At 72.9% G+C, this 22,009-nt stretch carries 2 protein-coding genes (both running past the window's edge); both read right to left on the bottom strand.

The features are described from left to right. Positions 1–13,354, bottom strand: partial view of an SDR family NAD(P)-dependent oxidoreductase gene (locus tag ACMATS_RS31515; RefSeq protein WP_414169803.1) — the 5' portion only. The gene continues 299 nt to the left of window position 1, outside the view; only the first 13,354 of its 13,653 coding nucleotides appear in the window; it begins with the start codon at positions 13,352–13,354; its stop codon lies beyond the left edge, outside the window. Then, a protein-coding gene (locus ACMATS_RS31510; protein ID WP_414169802.1) for an SDR family NAD(P)-dependent oxidoreductase crosses the window boundary here: on the bottom strand, positions 13,351–22,009 show its 3' end. It continues 19,022 nt past the right edge of the window; 8,659 of the gene's 27,681 nt are visible here — the last part of the coding sequence; its start codon lies off the right edge, out of view; its stop codon occupies positions 13,351–13,353. Before ACMATS_RS31510 ends, ACMATS_RS31515 begins: the two co-directional genes overlap by 4 nt.

The following is a 22,009-nucleotide window of genomic DNA, read 5'->3' as shown; positions in this document are numbered from 1 at the left end:
GGTGCCAGGCGTAGGCGTCCATGAACGCGTTGGCCGCCGCGTAGTCGGCCTGGCCCGCGTTGCCGAACGCCCCTGTCGTGGACGAGAACGTCACGAAGAAGTCCAGCGGCAGCGTGGACGTCGCCCGGTCCAGGTTCACCAGTCCGGACACCTTCGGAGCCAGGACTTCCGCGAACTCCTCGGCGCGCTTGGTCAGGATGTATCCGTCCCGCGTCACCCCGGCGGCGTGGATGACGCCGTCGATCCGGCCGTGCTCCTCGACCAGGGTGTCCACCACGGCGTCGACCTCGGCCGCGTTCGCGACGTCGAGCTGCACGTAGTGCGCCGACGCACCGTGGGACCGCAGCTCCCGCAGGGCTTCCCGCACCCGCCGGTCCACCGGCGAGCGCCCGGTCAGCACCAGCGTGACGCTGCCCGTGCGCGTGGCGATCTCCCGCGCGAAGACCAGGCCCAGCGCTCCCGCCCCACCGGTCAGGAGGTAGACCCCGTTCTCCCGCCACGGAACCGGGGCGACGTCGGCGGCGCCGTCGCCGTCCTCGATCCAGACGGGCACCTCGCGCCGCGCGTCGACGTACCGCACGAGCGTGTCGTCGGGGTGGGCACGGTTCTCCCGCACCCGCTCGGCCGCGGTCTCGGGTGTATCCGTCTCCTCCAGGAGGATGACCTGCGTCGAGACGTTGGGGTTCTCGATCGCGGCCGTGCGCAGCAGCCCGACGAGTCCGGCCAGCGGAGCGGACGCGGGTCCCCGGCCGATGACCAGCTGGATGCCGGCCCGGCCCGCCGACGCGCCGCGCAGCACGGAACGCACGTGTTCGAGTGCCTGCAGCCCGTACGCGGTGTACTGCTTGTCCAGTTCCTTGTCACCGGAGGTCAGCACGACGGCGTTGTCGTGCGCCGGCAGCAGCGCCGCCGCCTCCGGCATGTCGACGAGGAGCACGGTGCGCCGCACGCCGTCGTCCTCCGGCAGGGCGTCCGTCACGGGACGCGCCTGCCATCGGGGGTGCAGCAGCGCCCGGACGCCGGCCGGTTCGTCGCCGTGCCCCGGCTGCCCGTCGAGGGCGCGGAAGGACAGGCCGCCGATCCGGACACGCACGCGGCCCCGGTCGTCGGCCAGGTCCACGTCGAGCTTGTGGAGCGCGGCGTCGCCCGGCTGGTCCGCACTGGGGCGGACCAGCGCCCACATGGCGGCGGTGCCGCTGTCGAGGACGAGGACGTCGTCGATCGCGAAGGGCACGAGCACGGCGCCTTCGCGCCGCGCCCCCAGACTGCCGATCACTCCGACGGACGCCTGCAGCGCCGCGTCGAGGAGGCTCGGGTGCACCGTGTACTCGCCCTGAGTGCCGTGGGCCGCGGCGGGCAGCACGAGCTGCGCCAGCGCCTGGTCCTGCCCGACCCAGATGTGCCGGACGCCCCGGTGGGAGGGGCCGTAGGTGATACCGGCGGCGCCGTACGCCCGGTAGCACTGCTCGGAGGTGAGCTCCGTGCGGTCGCAGGCGTCGCGGAGGGCCTGGAGGTCGAGCACCGTCTCCGCGGCTCCCTCCGCCAGGTAGACGGCGCCTTCGCCGTGCACGACCGGTTCCGCGTCATCGGCGGTGCTGTAGACCCGGAACCCGATGTCGCCATCGGCCTGCGGGCGCAGGCCGACGTGCACTTCCCGCGGCTTGCCGGTCACGTGCAGCGGCTGTGCCAGGACGATGTTCTTCAGCGCCACGGGCGCCGCGGGCTCGGCCTGGGTCCGGCAGGTGATGCAGGTCGCGGCGACGGCCATCTCCAGCAGGGCCGCGCCCGGCATGAGCTTCGCGCCGCCCACGACGTGGTCGCGCAGGAACGGCTCGTGCCCGGTGAACACCGAGGTGAACCGCTGCTCCGTCAGGTCCGACGTGTTCTCGTGCACCAGGGGGTGCAGCACGCGCGGCCCACGGGTGTCCACGGCCCGGTCGTCGAACGGGAAGTGGCGCTCGCGGCCGAACGGATAGGTGGGAAGTGCGACGCGTCGCGGTGTCGCGCCGTTGGGGTAGAGGCGGTGCCAGTCGACGGGGACGTCGTTGACCCACAGTTCGAGCAGCTTCTCGTACTTCCCCTTCCCGGCCCAGGTGGCGACCAGGACGTCGGTGTCGGCGTCCTGGGCGAACAGCGCGGAGACGGTGTTCCCGTCCTTGGCCCCGCCGCGCACGACGTCGTCGGCGGATGTGCCCGCGAGGAAGCGGTGGAGCTTCTCGACGAGGTCCGGTGTGGAGGTGGCCAGGATGCCGAGGCGCTCCGGCAGCGGCTCGCGTCCGACCTGCAGCGTGTACGCCACGTCCGCCAGGTCGAGCGGGGCGTTGTCGGGACGCGTCAGCCATGCGGCGAGGTTGCGGGCCACGTCGCGCAGTTCGTCGCCGGTGCGCGCCGACAGGGGCACGGCGGCGGGGCCGGCGGCCGCCGGGGCGCGCTCCCCGGGTGCGGGGAGGTACTCCGAGACGATGACGTGGGCGTTGGAGCCGCCCGCGCCGAAGGAGGAGATCCCGGCGATCCGCGGGGTCGCGGGGTCGGGCGTCCGCCAGTCGGCGAGTTCGCGCTGGACGGTGAACGGGGTGCCGGCGAAGTCGATGTTCGGGTTCAGCGTCTCGGCGTGCAGGGACGGGGCGAGCTTGCGGTGCCGCAGCTGGAGCAGGACCTTCGTGAGACCGGCGATGCCGGCGGCGCTCTCCGCGTGGCCGATGTTGCTCTTCACCGACCCGATGGCGCAGAACTGGTTGTCCTGGGTGTACTCGCGGAAGGCCTTCGACAACCCGGTGATCTCGATCGGGTCGCCGAGCGCGGTCCCGGTGCCATGGGCCTCGACGTAGCCGACCTCGCGGGCACCGACACCCGCGGCCTTCAGCGCGTCGGCGATGGTTCCGGCCTGGGCGTGCGGGTTCGGCACGGTGTAGCCGTTGGTCTTCCCCCCGTGGTTGAGCGCCGTGCCCTTGATGACCCCGTAGATCCGGTCCCCGTCCGCGACGGCTTTCGCCAGCGGCTTCAGCAGGACCGCGCCGACGCCCTCGCCGGGCACGTAGCCGTCGCCGCCCGCGCCGAAGCTCTGGCAGCGCCCGGAGCCGGAGACGAAGTTGCCCGTGCTCAGCAGCAGGTACTTGTTCGGGTGCAGCGACAGGTTGACCCCGCCCGCGACCGCCACGTCGCAGTCGCCCCACCGGATGCTCCGGCACGCCAGGTGGATCGACGTCAGCGACGACGAGCACATGGTGTCCACGCTCATGCTCGGACCGTGGAAGTTGCAGAAGTACGACACCCGGTTCGCGATGGCGGCGGCGCTGCCGCTGACCGCGACGGGATCGCCGAGCGCCTGGCTCTGCGCGCCGTGGAGCTGGTACTCCTCGTACATCACGCCGACGAACACCCCGACCCGGCCGTCCAGCACGTTGCCGGCGCGGGTCTTCACCGACTCCCGGACGTACCCGGCGTCTTCGAGGGTCTCGTACACGCACTGGAGGAACAGCCGTTCCTGCGGGTCCATGATCTCCGCCTCGCGCGGAGAGATGTTGAAGAACAGCGGGTCGAAGTCGTAGGCGCCGTCGACGAATCCGCCCCACTTGCTGTACGCCTTTCCGGCGGCCTGCCGGTCGGCGTCGAAGTGGCTCTCGTGCTCCCACCGGTCGGCGGGGATCTCGGTGACGCAGTCCTTGCCCGCAGCCAGGTTGCGCCAGAACTCGTGGACGTCGTGCGCCTGCGGGTAACGGCCCGCCAGGCCGATGATCGCGATGTCGGCCGGCCCCGACGGGGCCGTGCCGGCCACCGCCGCCCCGGCCCGCGGCCGCCCGGCGCGCTCCCGCCAGGTGCCCGTCTCCCCGGGCTCGGTCCCGCGCGTGACCGGCTCGTCCGGCGCGACGACCCGTGCACCACTGCTCGCGGTGGGGACGAGGGAACGCACCTTCTGCCGGTGGGCGGTGACGAAGTGCCCGGCGAGTGCCTCAATGCTCTGGTACTCGAAGAGCAGGGTCTTCGACAGCGATCCGAAGACCTCCTCCAGGGCCCGGGTGAGGTCCATGGCCATCACGGAGTCGATGCCGTAGTCCTCCAGCGACGCCTCGGGGTCGATCCTGGCGGCGGGCAGGTTGATCACCGACGACAGCAGCTTCGTCAGGTACGCCACCGCCGCGCGCTCGATGCCTTCGCCCGTGGGACCGTCCTCGACCGTGGCGCGCTCGTCGGGGGTCGGGTCGTCTGCCGTCAGGTCCTCGGCGGCGGGCCCGGCCGGGGCGGACCCGTGCCCGGCCGCCGGGGCGCCGATGAGGGACGCGAAGCGCTCGGTGTCGCCCTCCAGGACCATGACCTGGTCCTCGTCGGTGGCGAGCGCCCGGTGCAGGGCGTCGATCCCGGTCCGGGTCCGCAGCGGGACCATGCCGAAGTTCTCGCGCATGCCCCGCTCGGTTCCGGTGTCGACGCCCATGCCGCCCTCGGCCCACAGCGGCCAGTTCACCGACAGCGTCCGGCCCCGCCGTTCGCCCCTGGCCACCAGGGTGTTGCGGTGCGCGGCGAAGGCGTCCATGAAGGCGTTCGCGGCCGCGTAGTCGGCCTGCCCGACGTTGCCCGACACACCGGCGACCGACGAGAAGGGCACGAGGAAGTCGAGGTGGACGTCCCGGGTGGCCTCGTCCAGGTTGACCAGGCCCGTCACCTTCGGCGCCAGGACGGCGTCGAAGTCGGCCTGGGTCTTCTTCAGGATGAAGCCGTCCCGGATCACGCCCGCGCTGTGCAGCACGCCGTCCAAGCGGCCGTACGTGTCGCGGATGCGGCGCACCAGCGCCTCCACCTGGGCCCGGTCCGTGACGTCGGCCTGCTCGTAGGCCGCTTCCGCACCCGACGACCGCAGCTCGGCGACGACCGCCTCCCGGCCCTCGTCCAGGGCCCCGCGGCCGGTGAGCACGATCCGCGCGCCCCGCACCCGTGCGGCGATGTCGCGGGCGAACAGCACGCCCAGCCCGCCGGCACCACCGGTGATCAGGTACACCCCGGCGTCCTTCCACGCCGCCGCCACGTCACCGTCGGCGGCGGCACCAGGCAGTTCGCGCCACCGCAGCACCTCACGGGCACCACCGCGGTAGCGGATCACCGCGTCGCCCGCCGCGGTGCGGTCGGCCGCCAGCCACGGAGCGACCCGCTCCGGGTCCTCCCACGGTTCCACCAGGACGACCTGGCCCACGACACGCGGGTTCTCCAGCCCCGCGGTCCGCACGACACCGGAAAGACCCGACCACACCGACGACTCCCCGTCGGCGCCCACGACCACCTGCACGCACACGTCGTCGTGCGAGCGCTCGGCCAGTATCTGCCGCACCACGCCGAAGACTTGCGACGCGTAGTCCGAGAACTGCCCGTCCACACCCGACGCGTCGGACTCCAGCCGGACGACCCGGGCCCCTCCGCGTGATGCGAGCGCGTCCGCGACCCGGGGCAGCCCGGCGACCACCGTCACCGCGGCGAGGCCGCCCTCGCGCGCGCTGCCCCGGTGTTCGTCACCGACCCAGTGCGGCGCGGCGAGGAACTCCCCGGTCTTCCCTGCCTCCCCGGACTTCCCCGCCCCTCCGGCCGAATAGGCCCGCGAGGACAGGCCCTTGAGCCGAACGGCGACCGTCCCGTCGTCGTCGCACAGGTCGATGTCGAGACGGCGGACCGCTGAACCCTCCTGCGGGCCGGCGCTGGGGCGCACCCATGCCCACATGGACCGCGCGCAATCACCGGTGATCTCCACCTCGTCGACCGCGAAGGGCAGGTGCGGTGTCCCGTCGCCGCTCGCGGTGACCCCCACGGCGGCCTGCAGGGCCGAGTCCAGCAAGGACGGGTGGAGGCCGTAGGCGTCCAGTGTCGCCCCGACGGTGTCGGGCAGCACCAGCCGGGCGACGGCCTGGCCGTCGCCCGCCCACAGCCGCTGGACGGCACGGTGGCCGGGACCGTAGTCGATGCCGTGTGCCGCGAAGGCGGCGTACACCTGATCGGCGTCCAGCTCCGCGTCCCGGCACTCCGACCGCAGGCCTGCCAGGTCGACGGTGGTCCCGGGGGTGCCGCCCGCGGCCGCACGCGGCACGAGCGCCACACCCTCGCTGTGGATCACCGGCTGCGCGCCGGGGTCCTGGTCGGGGTGGCTGCAGATCTCGAAGGCGATGGCGTCCCCGCCACCCGGGCTCAGGCGTACGTGCACCGCCAGGGACGCCTCTCCCACGACGACGGGCCGCGTCCAGGCGACGTTGGTGAGACGAATCGTCCCGTGCGGCTCGCCGTCCAGGGACACCGCCACGGCCGCCCGCACCAGTTCCAGGCATGCCGCCCCGGAGAGCGTCCGTTCACCGCTCACCCGGTGATCGCGCAGGAAGAACTCCTCCCCGGTGAACACCGAGCTGAACCGCTGCCCGGCCAGGCTGGACGTGTTCGTGTGCACGAGGGGGTGCAGCTGCCCGGCGCCCGGCCGCGGCGCCGGCGCCTCGTCCGTGGACGGCCAGTGGCGCTCGCGCTGGAAGGGGTAGGTGGGCATGGAGATCCGGCGCCGTGTGCCGGTCCTGTGGAGCTTCGCCCAGTCCACCGCCAGGCCCGCCACCCAGAGTTCGAGCAGCTTGCCGTACTTCTTCTTCTCGATCCAGGCGTCCAGCGCCCGCGCCAGGTCCTCGTCGGCGGCGAACACGCGCAGGCTGTCGTCGCCACCGCGGCGCTTGGCCTTCGCGCGGTACAGGCCGGGAACGTCCTCGCCCGCGAGGAAGCCCCGGAGCGCCTCGGCGAGTTCGCCGCCGGTGGCGACGACGAGGCCGAGCCGTTCCTCGAACGCGTCCCGGCCGGTCTGCAGGGTGTAGGCGATGTCGGACAGCGACTCCGCCGCCCCGTCCCGGGCGATCCAGTCCAGGAGCTGCTCGGCCTGGTCGCGCAGACCGGGTTCGGTCCGCGCGGACAGCACGATCGCCACCTCGGCGTCCGGCTCGTCACCGGGCTGCCGGACGACGCGGGCGGGGAGGTACTCCGCCACGACGACGTGGGCGTTGGACCCTCCGGCGCCGAACGAGGACACCCCGGCGATCCGCGGCGTCTCGGTGCCGTCGGCGCCGCGGGGGCGGGTCCACTCGGCCAGGGACCGCTGGACCGTGAAGGGGCTGCCCGCGAAGTCGATGTGCGGGTTCAGCACCTCGGAGTGGAGCGAGGGAACCAGCGTGCCGTGCTTCATCTGCAGCAGCACCTTGGTCAGCCCGGCGATGCCGGCGGCGCTCTCGGCGTGGCCGATGTTGCTCTTCACCGAACCGATCGCGCAGAACCGGCCGTCCTCGGCGTACTGCCGGAACGCACTGCTCAGACCGGCGATCTCGATCGGGTCGCCCAGCGACGTGCCGGTGCCGTGCGCCTCCACGTACGAGACGTCCCGGGCGTCCACGCCGGCCTGGCTCAGCGCCCGGCCGATCACCTTGGCCTGCGCCCGCGGGTTCGGAACCGAGTACCCGTTCGTCTTCCCGCCGTGGTTCACCGCCGTGCCGCGGATGACGCCGTAGATCGTGTCCCCGTCCGCCTCCGCACGGTCCAGCGGCTTGAGCAGGACCGCGCCCACGCCCTCACCGGGGACGTAGCCGTCGCCGCCGGCGCCGAAGCTCTCGCACAGCCCGCGGCTCGACGCCCACTTGCCGCTGCCCAGCATCAGGAACTTGTTGGGGTGCAGCGACAGGTTGACACCACCGGCGACGGCCACCTCGCACTCGGCGTTGAGGAGGCTCTGGCAGGCCAGGTGGAGCGCCGTGAGCGACGAGGAGCACATGGTGTCCACCGCCATCGAAGGACCGTGCAGGTCGAAGAAGTACGACACCCGGTTCGCGATGGAGGACGGGTTGCCGGACAGCGCGATGTTGCGTCCTCGCGCCTGCTCCTGGGCACCGTAGAGCTGGTACTCCTCGTACATCACGCCGACGAACACGCCGACGTTGCCGCCGAGCCCGTCGGCGCTGTGGCGGCTCAGTTCCGGCCGCGTGTACCCGGCGTCCTGGAACGTCTCCTGCACGCACTCCAGGAACAGCCGCTCCTGCGGGTCCATGAACTCCGCTTCGCGCGGGGAGATGTTGAAGAACAGCGCGTCGAAGCGGTCCGCACCGTCCAGGAATCCGCCCCACTTGGCGTACGTCTTCCCCACCGCGTGCTTGTCCGCGTCGTAGTAGCGACCGTGGTCCCACCGGTCGGCGGGGATCTCGGTGACGCAGTTCTTGCCGTCCACCAGGTTGCGCCAGAACTCCCGTATGTTCGACGCCCCCGGATACCGTCCGGCCACACCCACGACGGCCACGTCGGCGCGCCCCGTGACCCGCGGCCGCACCACGTCGCGCGCCCGCGCCCAAGGACGCTTCCCCGACACCGCGACCGGCCCGGCGACTTCGGCGGCGGTCGGGGCGGCGGCGTCGGCGGTCACGGCCGCGGTGTGCTCGGTCTCCCGGCCGGAAGACCCGTCGGCCACGCCGAGCAGTACGGCCAGCCGTTCCTCGTGCGCCGTCGCGAAGTACCCGGCGAGGGCACGGATGCTCTGGTACTCGAACCACAGGGTCTTGGGCAGCGAACCGAAGTCCTGCTCCAGCTTGCCGGTCAGGTTCATGGTCATGATCGAGTCGATGCCGTACACCTCGAAGGCGTCGTCGACGTCGATCCGGTCGGCGGGCAGGCGCAGTTCGGCCGCCAGCACGCCGGCCAGGTATGCGCACACGCGCTCGTCCCACGTGCCGTCCTGCCGCCCGGCGCCCGCACCGCGGTCCGGAACCGGCTGCGGCTCGGGAGCCGCGTGCACCACGTCCGCGGCGACCCGCGGCGCAGCCGCCTCACCGGCGCCGTAGGCGCGCGTGGAGAACCCGGTGAACCGGCAGGACACCACGCCGTCGTCGTCGCACACGTCGATGTCGAGCTTGCGCACCCCACTGCCGAGGACGTCGTCGGCGCTGTAGCGCACCCAGGCCCACATGCCGGCGCGGAACGGAGCGAGTATCTCCACCTCGTCCACCGCGAACGGCAGGAACAGCGCGCCGTCTTCGGCATCACGGCTCTCGGCGAGCAGCCCGACGGTCGCTTGCAGCGCCGAGTCCATCAGGCCCGGGTGCACCACGAACTCGCCCAGGGAATCCGCCGCCTCGGCGGACAGGCGCAACCGTGCGAGGGCCTGGCCGTCGCCGACCGCGATGCTCTCCACCCCACGGTGCCCGGGGCCGTAGTCGAGCCCCAACGACCGGTACAGGGCGTAGCAGCGCTCCGCGTCCCACCGCGCACCGTCGCAGGCGGCCCGCACGCCGTCCACGTCCACCGCCGTCACCGCGCCCGGCCAGCCCGGCAGCGCCGTACCACGGCAGTGCACCACGTCGTCGTCCGCCGGTCCGGGGGACGTCGTGACCGCGAAGCCCACCTCTCCCCCGGACTCGACCACCAGCGTCGTCCGCACCCGCACGGGCTCGTCGGCCACCTTGACGGGCCGCGCCCACACCACGTTGCGCAGCCTCAGCCCGCCGGCGTCGTCCACCGACGCCGCGACCGCGGCCCGCGCCATCTCCACGTACGCCACACCGGGCAGCACCCGCTCGCCCTGGACGACGTGGTCCCGCAGGAAGAACTCGTCACCGGAGAACACCGAGTCGAAGCGCTGCACGTCCAGGGTCGAGGAGTTCACCTGCGCCAGTGGGTGCACCGCGCCCACGCTCCGCGCACCGTGGGCGCGTGCCGCCGGCGTACCCACGTCACCGACCCAGTAGCGCTCCTTGGCGAACGGGTACGACGGCAGGGACACCCGGCGCACCGCGCCCGCGCGAGGCAGGGTCTCCCAGTCGAAGGCCAGTCCCTTGACCCAGAGGTCCATCAGCTTGGCGAACTTGCCCTTGTCGATCCACGCCCCGACGGTCGTCGCCATGTCGGAGTCGGCGGCGAGCAGGGTCAGGGTCTCCCTGTGCTGCTTGACGTCGCCCAGGTGCAGGTCCTCGACGTCGTCGTCGCCCGCGGCGAAGGCGGTGAGCTTGCGCGTGAGGTCGGCGAACGAGGCGACGCGCAGCGCGAGCCGCGACTCCATCGCCTCGCGGCCCACCTGGAGCGTGTACGCGACGTCGGCGAGGCGCAGGCGGGCGAGGTCCTGGCGGTCGAGCCAGCCGACCAGGTCCTGTGCCCGCTCGCGCAGGCGGGCGCGGTCCTTCGCCGAGAGCACGACCACCTGCGGGCCGTGGTCGTCCGCAATGGTGTCCGCCGTTTCGGCGCCGCGGTACTCCTCCACGATCACGTGCGCGTTGGAGCCCCCGGCGCCGAACGAGGAGACGCCGGCGATCCGGGGCGTCTCGGTGCCGTCGGCGCTGCGGGGGCGCTTCCACTCGGCCGGCTCCCGCTGGACGCGGAACGGGGTCGAGCCGAAGTCGATTTCGGGGTTCAGCTCCTGCGCGTGCAGGCTGGGGGCGATCATCCCGTGCCGCAACTGGAGCACCACCTTGACCAGCCCGGCGGCGCCGGCCGCGGCCTCCAGGTGGCCGATGTTGCTCTTCGCCGAGCCGATCGCGCAGTACTGACGGGCGTCGGTGTCCTTCGCGAACGCCCGGGAGAGGCCGCCGATCTCGATGGGGTCGCCGAGGGCGGTCCCGGTGCCGTGCGTCTCGACGTAGCCGATGTCGTGCGCCGACACCCCGGCCCTGTCCATGGCCTCGCGCACCGCCTCGGCCTGGGAGGCCGGGTTGGGCACGGTGTAGCCGTGGGTCCTGCCGCCGTGGTTGATGCTGCTGCCGCGCAGCACGGCATGGATGACGTCGCCGTCGCGCCGCGCGTCCGCCAGCCGCTTGAGCAGCAGGACGGCCACGCCCTCGCCGGGGACGAATCCGGTGCCGCCCGCGCCGAAGCTGCGGCACTTCCCGTCGTCGGAGAGCATCCGCACCCGGGACATGAGGACGTAACTCGACGGGTGGGCGTAGAGGTTGACCCCGCCCGCGAAGGCCGCGTCGCACTCGCCGCGGCGCAGGTGCTCCATCGCCTCGTGCACGGCGCTCAACGACGACGAGCACATGGTGTCGACCGCCAGGCTCGGGCCCTTGAGGTCGAGGAAGTAGGACACCCGGTTCGCCACGGCCGCGAACGACGTCACGGGGTGGAGGTTCTCGCCCTGCTCCCACAGCCGCGGCCCGTACAGCTCGAAGCCGGTCTTGGACACGCCGGCGAAGACGCCGACCCGGCCGCCGTGCCGGTCCGCCAGGCGCTGCCGGGTGTAGCCCGCGTCCTCGAGCGCGTTCCACGACTCCTGGAGGAACAGGCGCTCCTGGGGGTCCATGCTCATCGCCTCGTGCGGCGAGATGGCGAAGAACAGCGGGTCGAAGTCGGCGAACCCCTCCAGGAAGCCGCCCCACTTGCCGTAGCTCAGCCCCCGCGCGACGGCCTCGTCGCGGTCCGCGTGGAAAAAGCCCGTCAGGTCCCAGCGCTGCGGCGGGACCTCCGAGACGCAGTCGCGCCCCTCGGCCAGGTTCTCCCAGTACTCGTCGAGGTTGCGCGCCCGGGGGAAGCGCCCGCTCACGCCGATGACCGCGATGGCGTCGGCGGCGTCGGGCGTCTCCCGTGCGACGGCGGCCGGAGCGGGGGCGGCCCCGACGGGATCCCGCTCCACGACGGGGGCCGCGACCGCGGGGCGCGCCGCGCCGGCACCGGTCCAGGTGACGCACTGCTCCCGGTGTTCCGCCACGAAGTAGGCACCGAGGCTGTCCAGCGAGTTGTACTCGTAGAGCAGTGCGGCCGAAAGGCCGGGGAAGACCTCCGCGAGCTTCCGGTTCAGCCGCGTGACGACGATGGAGTCGATCCCGTAGCTCTCCAGGGAGGCGCCGGGATCGATCTGCGCGGCCCGCAGGCCGGTGACGCCGCCGAGCAGTCTGGCGAGCTTGTCGAGCACCCTGTCGCGCAACTCGTCCTCGCCGACGGCCGCCACGGGGACCGCCGCCGCGGTGAGCGCCGGGGAGGACGGGGGCGCGGCGGACCGGGCCGTGGCGGACGGGGCGGAGAAGGCCTCACGGATCCGGGGGCCGTCGCCCTCGACGGCCATCACCTGGCTGTGGGTCGTCAGGAGGAACTCGTGCAGGACGCGTATCCCGCTCTCCGTACGCAGGGGAGTCATGCCGAGGTCCTCGTGGAGCGCGCGCGCCGTTTCCTCGTCGACGGTCATGCCGCCCTGCGCCCACAGGGGCCAGTTGACGGACAGGCTTCGCCCGGAGCGCCGTCCCGCGGTGGCGAGGGCGTCGCGGTGGTGCGCGAAGGCGTCCATGAACGCGTTGGCGGCCGCGTAGTCCGCCTGGCCGGTGTTGCCCGTGACCGCGGCCCCCGAGGAGAACGTGACGAAGAAGTCCAGCGCGAGGTCCTGGCAGGCGTTGTCGAGGTTGGCCGTCCCGGTCACCTTCGGTGCGAGGACCTCCCGCAGCGTCTCCGTGCTCTTGGTGCGGATGAGGCCGTCCCTGGTGACCCCGGCGCTGTGGATGATGCCGTCGATCGAGCCGCACTCCCGCACGGCCCCGGCCACGAACTCCTCGACGGCCGCCGCGTCCGCGACGTCGAGCCGCACGTAACGTATCCGTGCGTGCGGGCGGCCCAGCGCCTCCAGCGCCCGAGCCCGCTCGCCGTCGAGGGGCGAACGGCCGGTCAGGAAGAGGGTCGTGCTGCGGACCGACCGCAGCAGGTCCTCGGCGAAGATCAGCCCCAGGCCGCCCAGACCACCGGTGATGACATAGGTGCCGCCTTCCTTCCAGGGCAGGTCGGCGGGGGCGGGGGCGGGCAGCTCCCGCCAGGCCAGGGCCTGCCGCTCGCCGTCGCGCCACCGCACCGCCGACGCGTCCGCGTGGTCCCGGGCCTCCAGGACCTGCTCGACCACCCGCTCCACGCCCCGGGCCCGGTCGACGAGCACCAGCTGCGGCACGACCTTCGGGTTCTCCAGCGCCGCGGTGCGCAGCATCGCGAGGAGACCGGACAGCGGCGAGTCGTCGCCGGTCTCCGGGCAGACGAGCTGGACGAGCGTCCGGGGCAGCGCCGGGCCGGCCGGCAGGCGCTTGAGCGTGTCGAGCACCTGGCAGGCGAAGTCCGTGTAGCGCGCCGCGAGCCCGGACGCCGGGCTCTCCAGGAGGTGGACATCGGGGGCGCCGCTGTGCGCCCGCAGGGCCTCCGCCGCCTGTCGCGGCCCCGCGAGCAGCACGACGTGCCCGGGGATCCCGGTGGCGGTGCCGTCGGCCGCCCGCTCCCAGACAGGACCGAACCTCACAAGTTCAGGGCCCGTCCCCTCGCCCGCAGGCACCGCCCCGCTGTTCACCGCTTCCTTGAACTGCTCCTTGGAGATGCGGTTCGCCTTGAGGTCCAACAACAACTCGACCAGTGCCTCGTTCACTTGGCCGCCCCTCCGTCTTCCGTTGCGCGCGTCGGCGCGGTGGTGAACGCCGGGCTGAGCATCTCTGCCGCGGCGGCCAGGTCGAGTGAGCCGTTCAGATAGTCGTCGAGGACGTCGTCGACCTGCGGTCGCGGGCCGCCGCCGTCCGGTTCCGCCGGGCCGTCGGGCCGGCCGGCCGCTTCATCGGCGACCCAGTACCGCTCCCGGGCGAAGGGATAGGTCGGCAGGGAGACCGGGCGCACGTCCATGCCGACGTGCAGCGCCCGCCAGTCGATGTCGAAGCCGTTCACCCACAGGTCGAGCACCTTGGCGTACTGGCCCTTGGCGATCCAGGCCGCGACGACCTCGCCCAGGCCCTCGTCGGCGGTGAACGCCGCGCCGCCGTCGCGGTTCACCCGGCTGCGGTGCAGGCCGTCGGCGTGCCCCGGCCTGTCGATGAAGTCGCGCAGCCTGTCCGCCAGTTCGTCGAGGGAGCCGACGACCGTGCCGAGCCGGTCGGGCATGGCCTCACGGCCGACCTGGAGCGTGTACGCGACATCGGCGAGCGGCACGTCTCCCCGTTCCGGGCCGGTCAGCCAGCGCAGGAGCGCGCCGGCCTGCTCCCGCAGCCGCTCCCCGTCCATCGCGGAGAGCACGACCACGGCCGGTCCGTCCGGGGCCTGCCGGGTATCGGGCCCGGCCGGGCGGTACTCCTCGATCAGTACGTGGGCGTTCGCGCCGCCCGCGCCGAAGGACGAGACGCCCGCCCTGCGCGGCACTTCGCGGGCGACCCCGTCGGCCTTGACGACGGGCCGCCGCCACGGGGCCAGCTCGCGCTGGACGACGAACGGCGAGGCCGCGAAGTCGATGTGCGGGTTCACCTCGTCCGCGTGCAGCGTGGGCGCCAGCTCGCCGTGGCGCATCTGGAGCACGACCTTGCACACGCCCGCCAGGCCCGCCGCGGCCTCCGCGTGCCCGATGTTGCTCTTCACCGAGCCGATCGCGCAGAACTGTGTGTCCCGGGTGTCGTGGGAGAACGCGCGCTTCAAGCCGTTGATCTCGATGGGGTCCCCCAGCGCGGTGCCGGTGCCGTGGGCCTCCACGTAGCTGATCGTGCCGGCGTCGATGCCCGCCTTGTCCAGCGTCCGGCGGATCAGATCCCCCTGTGCCACCGGGTTGGGCACGGTGTAACCGTTCGTCGTGCCCCCGTGGTTGACGCCCGTGGCGCGGATGACGGCGTGGATGCGGTCGTTGTCCCGTTCCGCGTCGTCGAGCCGCTTGAGGACGAGCGCGCCGACGCCCTCGCCCGGCACGAACCCGTTGCCGCCGCGCCCGAAGCTGCGGCACTTGCCGTCGTCCGAGAGCATCTGCAGCCGGGAGAGGCCGACATAGCCCGACGGGTGCAGGTAGAGGTTCACCCCGCCCGCCACGGCCAGTTCGCACTCGTCCCTGAGCAGGTGCTCGCACGCCTCGTGCAGCGCGGTGAGCGACGAGGAGCACATCGTGTCGACGGGCATGCTGGGGCCGTTCAGGTTCAGCTTGAACGACACGCGGTTCGCGACCGAGCCGAAGGAGGTGTAGGGGGACGTCGTGTCGCCGCGCCGCCACCTGTCGGGACCATAGAGGTTGTGACCGGCGCGCGTGATGCCGGCGAAGACCCCGACGCGCCCGCCGTGTTCCTGCTCCAGGCGCGCCCGCGTGTAGCCCGCGTCCTCGAAGGCCTTCCACGTCTCCTGCAGGAAGAGGCGCTCCTGGGGGTCGACCTCCACCGCCTCGTTGGGCGTCATCGCGAAGAACAGCGGGTCGAACTCGGCGAAGCCGTCGAGGAATCCGCCCCACTTGCTGTAGCTCTTGCCCTCGTCGGCGGCCCGGTCCTTGTCGGCCTCGTAGAAACCGTCGAGCCCCCACCGGTCCGCGGGGATCTCGGTGATCGCGTCCCTGCCGGACCGCAGGCCGGCCCAGAACTCGTCCAGGGTGTCGGCCTGCGGGAACCGCGCGCTCATGCCGATGATCGCGACGTCCCCGCCGCCGCGCGGCCGCACGGCGCGTTCCCGCCGGCGCGGCTCGGTCACGCGAGCCGGTGCCGTGAGCGCACCGGGCCCGGCGGGCGCCGGCGCGGGACCGTCCTGCGGCTTCGGCGCGAGGCCGACGACGCGCGCGATGTCCTCCTGCCGCTCGGTGACGAAGTGGTCGGCCAGCGCGGCGACGGTGCGGTACTCGAAGAAGAGCGTGCTGCCGACCTCCCCGAGGTCCTTCTGGAGCCCGTTGAGCAGTTGGAGGATCAGGATGGAGTCGATGCCGTACGTGGACAGCGGCTCTCCGGCCTTGACGGAGTCCACCGGGATCATCAGCGTGCGCGCCACCAGGTCCTTGAGGTAGGCGACCACGGCTTCCTTGAGGAGTCCCGGGTCCGTGCCCGTCGCCTGCGGCGCGCGCGTCGGCGCCTGCGGCGCGGCAGGCGTCACGGCAGGCGTCACGGCAGGCGTCACGGCGGACGGTGCTTCGACGGCGTCCGGCCGCTCGCCGCCCCGGGTCTGGTGGATCACTCCGTCGCTGTAGGCCACGACGACCTGCTGGCCGAGCACGTGTGCGTCGGCGGCGGGGAACTCGACCGCCTCGTACCCCTCCCATTCCAGGACGGACTGCCACATCTCGGGCTTGAGCGCGGGGCCGCCGTCGGTGCGCAGCTCCGGGTCGTCGTAGAGCCACCAGCCGTCCAGGAGCGCGAAGGTGAGCAGGCTGAACGGCGTGTACCCGTCGATCTCGTTGATGACCACCGCGGCCCCGGGCTTCATCAGCGCCTTGACGTTGCGCAGCGACTCGCGGATGTCCCGGGTGGCGTGCAGCACGTTGGTCGCGACGACGAGATCGTAGGCGCCCTCGGCGAAGCCCTGCTCCGCCACGGGCTTGCTCGCGTCGAACAACTGGCAGCGCAGGAAGGGGTTCTCCGCGCCGAATTCGCGTGTGCCGTGGATGAGGAATGCGTTCGACATGTCGGTGTAGCAGTACTCGCCGATGTTCCGCGCGTACGGCCCGAGCCGCCGCATCACCGTGGCCGTCGTACCGCCCGTCCCCGCACCCACTTCGAGGATGCGGACCTCGGCATCGGGGTCCTCGGCGATCCTGCGCTCGACCAGCTCGACGACGCAGTCGCCGACGACGTCGTTGAAGTGGTCCGCGATCATGTTCCGCTTGTAGATGCCCTCGACGAGGTCGAGCGAGGACCCGGGGAAGATCACCTCGACGGCCTGTGCCGTCCCCGTCAGGATCCCGGTCAGCACGCGGAAGGTCCGGTCGACCAGGTCGGCCGTGGCCCGGAGCTCCGGGTCGGCGAGCCACACCCGCTTGCCGCGCTCCCACTCCTGCTCGACCTCTCGCGCGTCGAGCCGGTCGCCGACGGCGGTGAAGGACCCGGTACCGGTCTCCTCGATGTGGCCGAAGCGCGTCAGGACCGCGAAGCACTCCCCCACCCAACGGTCGAACCCGTCCAGGACCCCGTTGTCCTGCATGAAGGACGCGACGTCGAAGACGCGCCTGCCGAACCAGCCGCGCTCCCTCAAGTCGCACCACAGCAGCCTGGCCAGAACCTCGTCCAGCTCCATCGCCTTGGCCTTCGTGCCGGTGCGGACGGACCGCACCTGGTCGGCGCGCGACGGCAGTGCCGGGGCGAGCGCGGGCCGGCGCACCGCGGACCCCAGCACGCGGACCGACTCCCGGTCGTCGAACGACTCGAACTTCTCCGGCTTGCGCGTGTTGAGGTGGGCCACCTGCACCAGCGGCGAGCCCAGCAGCCGCTCGACGGTGGACATGCCGAGGGCCGGGTCGATATCGGCCAGCCCCTCCTGCTCGTACAGGCGCTCCCTGATGTGCTGCGGCACGTCGAGGCCGCTGCCCACCGCACCCCAGTACCCCCAGTTGACCACCCGCACGGGGTAGGACCGCTCGGCGGCCAGGCGGTGGGAGAGGGCGTCCTCGACGGCGCTGCCCGCGACGTAACTGCAGTAGCCCATGGCCGGGTTGAGCGAGGAGACCGACGAGAAGAACAGCATGAAGTCCAGATCGTCGGCGTCGAAGACCTCGGCCGTCCACGCACTCGCGTCGAGCTTGGCGCTCAGGCCGAGCCGGAACCGCTGTTCCTCGGTGTTGGGCAGGCTCTGGTCCACCAGGCCGAACACGGAGTGGACCACGCCGTTGACCGTGCCGAAACGCTCCTTGATCCGCGCGTGGGCGGCGGCGAGCGACTCGCGGTCGGCGGCGTCGGCGCGGACGTACCAGGGCGCGGGGCCGAGCGCGGCCAGCCTGTCGATCTTGCGCTGGATGGCGTCGTCCTGCTCCCGCCTGCCGATCCACACGACCTGGGCTCCGAAGCGCCGGATCACGTCCTCGCTCCAGATCTCGCCGAGGCCGCCGGCCCCGCCCAGGACGACGTAGACGCCTCCCCTGGTGTACGGGCTGCCGGACGGCGCGGCGAGCGCGGCGGGCGCCAGCCGCCGGCGGAACCACTGCCCGCCCCGCAGCGCCCGGACCGGCTGTGCATCGGCGCTGAACAGGGTGGACACGGGAAGGGGGTCGCCCGCGCCGAGGTCGAACGCGTTCACCCGCCAGGTGGGGAGCTCCTTGGCCGTCACGCCGATCAGGCCCAGCACGCCCGCGTCGGCGGGGTGGACCCGCTCGCCGCGCAGCACGGGCTGCGTCTGCCGGGTGACGACGGTCCAGGTCAGGTCCGAACCCGCGTGCCCCAGCGCGAGCAGCGCCTTGACGAGGCGGAAGAACGCGATCACCCCGGCATCGGCCCGTCGCAGCAGCGCGGTGGCGTCCGCGTCCTCCCCCGTCCGCGAGATCCAGACGAGGTGCCGGACGTCCCCGACGCCCCGCAGCCGCGCGGTCAGCTCGTCCACGCCGAGCGCGGGGTCGACGTCGAGGAAGGCCGGCGCGCCGAACTCGGCCGCGAGCCGGGCGCGTTCGGTGGCGTCCGCGCCGAACACGACCACGCCGGCCTGCGGGGAGGGCTCCCGCGCGGGTGCCTGGTCCCGGACCCACACGGGGGCCAGCGTCAGGTGGTTCCCGTCCGCCGGGAGCGCCGGGCGCTCCGCGGGTAGGGGCTCCTCGCGGGCGGCGGGGGGCCTGCCGGGGGCCTCGACCGCCTCGGGCAGCCAGTACCGCTCGCGCTGGAAGGGGTACGTCGGCAGCGGGGTCCGCCGGTGCTCGCCGTCGGCGAACAGCTCCGCGTACTCCAGTTCACAGCCCTGGAGGTAGAGGTCGCGGACGACCGCGAGGTGCTCGACGCGCTCGCTCTCCGAGGCGCCGTCGGCGCACTGCCGGATGCGGGAGTTGCCGCGCCGCTCCTGCTCGGCGTCGCCGCCCCGGCGGCTCTCGGACAGGTCGGCGACGCGCACGTGCTCCTCGCGTCCGGTCGACAGCCACTCCCGCAGCCGGTCCTCCAGCTCGTCGGCGGTCCGCGCGACACAGGCCAGCCGGACCGCGCAGTGCCTGCGTCCGAGCAGCAGCGTCAGGCTGACGTCGCCCAGGTCGGTGCCGGGGTGGGCACCCAGGTGTTCCGCCAACTGCCGGGCTTGCGTGCGCAGTTGTCCGTGGGAGAGGGCGGAGAGTGCGACGAGGTGAACGGCCGGGCGCGTGCCGCCGCGCGGCCGCGCGGGCGCTTCCTCGACCACCATGTGGGCGTTGGTCCCGCTGAACCCGAAGGAGTTCAGCGCCGCGAGCCGCGGACGGCCCTCCTCGGCGGTCCAGTCCCGGTGGACCGTGTTGACGTAGAACGGGCTCGCCGCGAAGTCGATGTGCGCGTTGCCCTGCTCGAAGTTGAGGGAGCGCGGGATCTCGCGGTGCCGCAGCGCCAGCAGGATCTTGACGAGCCCGGACACGCCCGCCGCCGGCGACGTGTGGCCGAGGTTGGTCTTGACCGAGCCGATGGCGCAGTACTGCCGCTTGTCGGTGTAGCCGCGGAACGCCCGGGTCAGTGCCTGGAACTCGATGGGGTCGCCGAGCCGGGTCCCGGTGCCGTGCGCCTCGACGAGCCCGATGTCGGCGGGGTCGACGCCGTACTTGTCGTAGACGGCCCGCTCCAGCTGCTCCTGGGACTTCGCGCTCGGCGCGGTGATGCCGTTGGACGTGCCGTCCTGGTTGAGGCCGGAGCCGCGGACGAGGCCGTGGATGTGGTCGCCGTCGGCGAGCGCGTCGCCCAGGCGCTTGAGCACGACGAAGCCGACGCCGTCACCGGGTACGAAGCCGTCCGCCCGCTCGTCGAAGGTGTGGCACCGCCCGGTCGCGGAGAGCATCCCCGCCCGGTGGGCCTGCAGGTAGTAGTGGGGCGCGCACTGGACGGAGACGCCGCCCGCCAGGGCCATCTCGATCTCGCCCGCGCGCAGTGCCTGGCACGCCAGGTGCACGGCGACCAGCGAGCCCGAGCACGCCGTGTCGACGGCGATGGCGGGCCCCTGCAGGTCGAGGTGGTACGAGATGCGGGCAGGCATGATCGACTCGGCGTTGCCCCACATGGCCTGGGCCGGGGTGTCCGCTCCGGGCGACGGCAGGTAGTCGACGGGCTGAGTCCCGATGTAGACACCGCAGTTGGTGCTCCGGGCCCCCGCTCCGGCGTAGCCCGCGTCCTCCAGCGCCCGCCAGGACTCCTCCAGGGCGATGCGCTGCTGGGGGTCCATGTAGGTCGCCTCGACACCGGAGATCTGGAAGAACGCCGGGTCGAACCGGTCGATGTCGTTCATCAGCGACGCGTGACGGGGGACGTCCGCACCGGGCTCGACGAACCGGGACATGTCCCAGCGGGTGATCTCGCCGACCAGGCTGTCCCCGTTGGCGAGGTGCTCCCACAGCCGGTCGACGTTCTCCGCCCGGCCGAACCGCCCGCTCATGCCGACGATCGCGATCGGCTCCAGCTGCGGATCGGCGTTCCCGGCCCGCACCGCGTCGGTGCCCGCCGTGCCCGCCGCGGGTGCCGCGTCCGCCGTGGGGAGCGCGGCCCCCCGGCCCTGCCCGGGTCGCATCAGGCGGGCGCCGGCCTGCGCCGGGAAGTTCTCGGTGACGTGGGCCGCCAGCCGCAGGACCGAGCTGTGGTCGAACAGGTCGGTGGGCTCCAGCACCCCGCCGAGGATCTCGTTGAGGTCCCGGACCAGCTGGACGCCGACGATGGAGTCCACGCCGTAGTCCGCGAACGAGTCCTCGACGTGGACCTCGTGCTCCTCCAGTTCCAGGGCCTTCCGAAGCTGCGCCACGATCTCGCGCCGCACGTGCGCGTCGAGTTCGCGGACATCCCAGTCGGTCGCGTCCCGGTCGTTCGCGTCCCGGTCGTTCGCGTCCCGGCCATGTGCGTCCCGGTCCCGGTGGTCCGTGTCCGGCGCGGGTGCGCCGGCGCCGGTGCGGGCGACGACGACCTGGTGCCCGGCGTCATGGACCGCGGCGGCGGGGAAGGAGACGGCCGCGAAGCCCTCGTCGTGCAGCACCGACCGCCAGCGGTCGGGCTCCAGCGCGGGGCACCCGTCGATCCGCAGCTCCGGGTCCCGGAAGAGCCACCACCCGTCGAGCAGCCCGAAGGTCAGGTGCGAGAACAGGGTGCGGCCGGCCAGCTCGTTCAGCACGAGCGTGCCGTCGTGCCCCAGCAGTGCCCGTGCGTGGCGCACCGCCGCCCGGACGTCGCCGGTCGCATGCAGGACGTTGGTCGCGAGGACGATGTCGTACGTCCCCTCGGCCAGGCCCTGCCCCGCCGGGCTCCGCTCCACGTCGAAGAGCTCGTAGCGCAGGTACGGGTGCCCGGCTCCGAACTCCTTCTTCCCCGCGCGCAGGAAGTGGGCGGAGACATCGGTGTAGCAGTACTCCGCGACGCCGTCCCGGTGACGGCTCAGCGCCCGCAGCACCTTCTCGGTGGTGCCACCCGTGCCCGCACCGATCTCCAGCACCCGCACCCGGCGGCCGCGGTCGGCGGCCAGCAGGGCCTCGACGCGGTCCGCCACCTGCTCCGCGACGACCTCGTTGAGGGCCTCGGCGCTGTCACAGCGCCGGTAGACGCCCTCGACCAGCGCCGTCGAGGCATCGGGGAAGATCACGTCGGTTCCTCTGCGGCGTCCGGAAAGGACGTCGGGGCACCCGCGGATCGCCTGGTCCATGAGGTTGACGTAGGGGTTCGTGCCTCCGCTGTCCCGGCAGACGGCCGCCCAGCGCCGCCACGCGCCGGCACCTCCCTCGGACGCCTTCGGGGTCGGCGTATAGCGCTCCGCGTCCAGCTCCAGGTAACCGTGCTCGGCCAGGAAGCGGAGGCTCTCGTCGAGCCAACGGCCGTGGACCCGGCCCGGCTTCAGGCCGTCCCGGAGCGTGGCGACGGAGGCGCTGCCCTCCGCTGCCATGCCGAGCTCCTGCAACTGCGCGACCAACAGTCCGCACAGGAGGTCGTCGTCGAACCCCCGGCCGCTCCCGGAGTCCGCGATCACCCGCCGCAGCCGGGCGTCGTCGACGGTCCCGCCCCCGACGGCCCTTCCCCCGGCCGCTTCGGCGCGTGCCGCCTCCGGCGGGCACGCGACGTCGGCGGGCCAGCAGTGCCTCTTGGTGAACGGGTACCCGGGCAGCGACACGGGGGCCGGACGCCTGCCGCCGAACAGCTCCCGCCAGTCCAGGTCGTATCCCTGGCAGTAGAGCTTCGCGACGGCGCGCAGC

This window comes from Streptoverticillium reticulum, assembly GCF_047456005.1.
Classification (GTDB): domain Bacteria; phylum Actinomycetota; class Actinomycetes; order Streptomycetales; family Streptomycetaceae; genus Streptomyces; species Streptomyces reticulum.
The sequence above is the reverse complement of the archived record's forward strand: the minus strand, read 5'-3'. Positions and strand labels throughout refer to the sequence as shown.